3 protein-coding genes are annotated in these 3949 nt (G+C 31.6%); all 3 read right to left on the bottom strand.

Annotated elements, in window-relative coordinates; all coding sequences use genetic code 11:
* Window positions 1–116: 116 nt before the first annotated feature.
* Window positions 117–311, bottom strand: coding sequence for a hypothetical protein (locus ACERKK_RS11855; RefSeq protein WP_373773286.1), 195 nt, complete (start codon window positions 309–311; stop codon window positions 117–119).
* A 130-nt stretch (window positions 312–441) separates the two neighbouring features.
* On the bottom strand, window positions 442–3597 hold the full coding sequence (locus tag ACERKK_RS11850) for an efflux RND transporter permease subunit (protein ID WP_373773285.1): 3156 nt from the start codon (window positions 3595–3597) through the stop codon (window positions 442–444).
* Between the two features lie 17 nt (window positions 3598–3614).
* On the bottom strand, window positions 3615–3949 hold a 335-nt coding region (locus ACERKK_RS11845), incomplete at its 5' end, for a copper-binding protein (protein ID WP_373773284.1).

Below are 3949 nucleotides of genomic sequence, written 5' to 3'. Positions count from 1 at the left end.
TTTAAAGATAAAACCTAAAAGTATGCACTTTTTTAATTTTATCTTTTATTTAAGCTATCTTTTATAGGAAGGCTTTATTTAATTTTTAAAACTACTATTTAATCATTAGATATATTTTATAACTCGTCTATTAAAGTTCTAAACTCTTCAATTGAGAGTTCTCCCTTTGCTAATCTCTTTTTTAGTATATCTTCATTGGATACTTTATTTTTTTTATCTACTAAATAAATAATAATAAATATTACAGATAATAATATTAACCATACCAACATCATTTCAAAGTGATTTAACCCATCTAAATAATCTAACATCTTAAATCCTTCAGTTTTTATATTTATATTATAGGCATTCAACATGCAAGCAACGTGGAAAAATATAATAAAAAATTAGATTAAAAAAAAACTTCCAAGTTAACTTGAAAGCTTTTATAAAAGAGTATTACTATTTATTTAAATTTAGTTCGCATTCTTTTTGTGCTTTATTTATGTCATTTCTTTTCCAAATAAAATAAATTGCTGGGACTACTAATAATGTCAAAATCACAGCACTAATCATTCCCCCAACCATTGGAGCTGCTATTCTTCCCATTACCTCAGATCCAGTTCCTGTTCCATAAAGAATAGGAAGTAAACCTGCGATAATAGCAGTTGCTGTCATCATAACAGGTCGTACTCTCATTCCTGCACCATGAAGAACCGCATGTCTTAGAGTTTCTTCTCTAGGAAGAATGCCTTGTGCGGCACATTTTTCAATCATTTCATTATATGCTTGATTCAAATATACCAACATAATAACACCAATTTCAACAGCAACACCAGCAAGGGCAATAAATCCAACTGCTACTGCTACAGAGAAGTTATACCCTTGTATATACATTAACCAAATACTTCCAACCATAGCTAAAGGAAGTGTTCCCATAATTATTGCAACTTCTACAAAGTTACGGAAATTAATATACAATAAAATGATTATAATCATTAGTGTCAATGGAACAACGTACATTAATTTTGCCTTTGCTCTTTCCATATATTCATATTGACCTGACCAACCAATAGAATAACCAGCCGGAAGTTTTAACTTTTCATTTACTGCAGCTTGTGCATTTTTAACATAACTTCCTATATCAACACCATCTATATCAATAAATGCCCATCCATTTAATCTTGCATTTTCACTTTTAATACCAGGAGGTCCATCTTCAACATAAACTTTAGCAACATCACCTAATGTAACTCTTTGTCCACTTGGTGTAATTATTGGCAATAAAGATAATTGCTCAGGTGAACTTCTATAATCTTGAGGATATCTTAAATTAATTGGATATCTCTCTAGTCCTTCAACTGTTTGTGACACATTCATTCCACCAACTGCTGTTGAAACAATTTGCTGTAAATATGAAATATCTAATCCATATCTTGCTGCTTTTTCTCTTTGAATATCAACTTTTATATATCTTCCACCAGCAACTCTTTCTGAATAAACAGAAGTAGTTCCAGGAACTTCTTTTATGATTTTTTCTAAATCTTTACCAATATTTTCTATAACTTTTAAATCTGGGCCTGCTATTTTAATACCAATTGGAGTTTTAATTCCAGTTGCAAGCATATCAATTCTTGTTTTAATTGGCATAACCCAAGCATTAGTAACTCCAGGTAATTTTACAAGCGCATCAAATTCTTTTTTTAAACTTTCGGTTGTAAGCCCTTCTCTCCATTGACTTTTAGGCTTAAGTTGAATAAATGTTTCAATCATTGTAAGTGGAGCTGGATCCGTTGCTGTTTCAGCTCGTCCAACTTTTCCAAATACTGTTTCAACTTCTGGTACAGTTTTTATAAGTTTATCTGTCTGTTGTAAAAGTTCTCTTGCTTTTCCTATTGAAATACCAGGATATGTTGTGGGCATATACATTAAATCACCTTCATCTAAAGGTGGTATAAATTCACTCCCTATTTTATCTAAAGGCCAAAATCCAATACCCAAAACAATAAGCGATGATAAAAGAACCATTTTAGGGTATTTTAAAACACCTGTCAAAATTGGCATATATCCAGCCGTTAACATTCTATTAATTGGATTTTTATGTTCAGGTAAAACTTTTCCTCTAATAAAATATCCCATTAGCACTGGTATTAAAGTAATTGCAAGTGCTGCTGATGCTGCCATTGCATAAGTTTTAGTAAATGCTAAAGGAGCAAACATTCTTCCTTCTTGAGCTTCAAGAGTAAATACAGGCACAAAACTAATAGTAATGATTAATAAACTAAAAAATAGTGCTGGACCAACTTCACTAGCTGATTCAGCCACAATTCTCCATCTATTTTCTTTTGTTAAGGGAGTTCTCTCCATATGTTTATGCATATTTTCTATCATAACAATAGCCCCATCAATCATTGCTCCAATTGCAATAGCAATACCTCCAAGAGACATAATATTTGCATTTAATCCTTGCATATACATAACAATAAATGCTGCTAAAATTCCTACAGGTAAACTAACAATTGCAACTAAGGATGACCTAACATGGAAAAGAAATATAATACAAACTAAAGCTACAACACCAAACTCTTCAAGTAGTTTAAATGTTAGATTATCAACTGCACTTTCAATCAGTTTACTTCTATCATATACAGGTACAATTTCAACACCTTCAGGTAAACCTTTTTTTAAAGTCTCTAATTTTGCTTTTACAAGTTCAATTGTTTTTTGTGCATTTTCACCATAACGCATAACAACAATTCCACCAACTGTTTCTCCTTCACCATTAAGTTCAGCAATTCCTCTTCTCATTTGAGGACCAACATCAATTTCAGCAATATCTTTTAAAAGAAGAGGTGTACCATTTACGTTCATCCCAAGAGGAATATTTCCTATATCTTCTTTATTTTCTAAATATCCAGTAACTCTTACCATATACTCAGCTTCAGCCATTTCTACAACTGATGCTCCTACTTCTTGATTACCTTTTTTAATTGCGGTATGAATAAGAGAAAGAGGAATATTAAATGCTCTTAACTTATCAGGATCAATTTTTACTTGATATTGTTTAACCATACCACCCAGTGCTGTAACTTCAGACACACCTGGAACTGTTTGTAGTTCGTATTTTAAAAACCAATCTTGCAAACTTCTTAACTGAGAAATATCACGTTTCCCAGATTTATCAGTTAAGGCATAAAGATATACCCATCCAACACCTGTTGCATCAGGACCTAACTGAGTTTTTGCATTTGAAGGAAGTGATGATGCAACTTGACTTAAATACTCTAAAACTCTACTTCTTGCCCAGTAAAGATCAGTTTTCTCATTAAAAATTACATAAACATAGGAATCTCCAAAAAATGAGTATCCACGAACTGTAACTGCACCAGGAACAGAAAGCATTGCAGTTGTAAGTGGATAAGTTACTTGATCTTCCACAACTTGAGGTGCTTGTCCAGGGTAAGATGTTTTAATAATAACTTGAACATCAGATAAATCAGGAAGGGCATCAACTGCTGTATTTTTAACGGAGAAGAGCCCACCTCCCACAAGCATAATTGTTGCCAATAAAACAAAAAAACGGTTCTTTACGGACCAATAAATTATAGATTTAATCATAATAATTCCTTCATTCTCTAATGTTTCATTCGAACATCAGTAATAATATATTTATTATCTTTTGTCTTAGTTATTTCTATATCCATAGGCATATCTACTTTAAACATTGAGAAATCAATTTCTTTTGATACTTCAAAATTCATTGTCATTGAGGGCCATTTCCAGTTTGGAATTGCACTATGAGTTACTTTTATTGTATTATCTTCAACAATTAATTTTACTACTTTTGCTTCAACCCATTGTTTTAAATTGGGATCTTTATTTGTACTTTGCTCATCAGATGTTTGATTATCTTGTTTACTTTCAAAGCTTGACATACGTTTAAAATCTGAACTTTTACTTGATTCTGAAT

The sequence above is a fragment of the Poseidonibacter sp. genome, assembly GCF_041821165.1.
Classification (GTDB): domain Bacteria; phylum Campylobacterota; class Campylobacteria; order Campylobacterales; family Arcobacteraceae; genus Poseidonibacter.
Note: the sequence above shows the minus strand (reverse complement) of the source record. Positions and strands in the feature narration are given on the sequence as shown.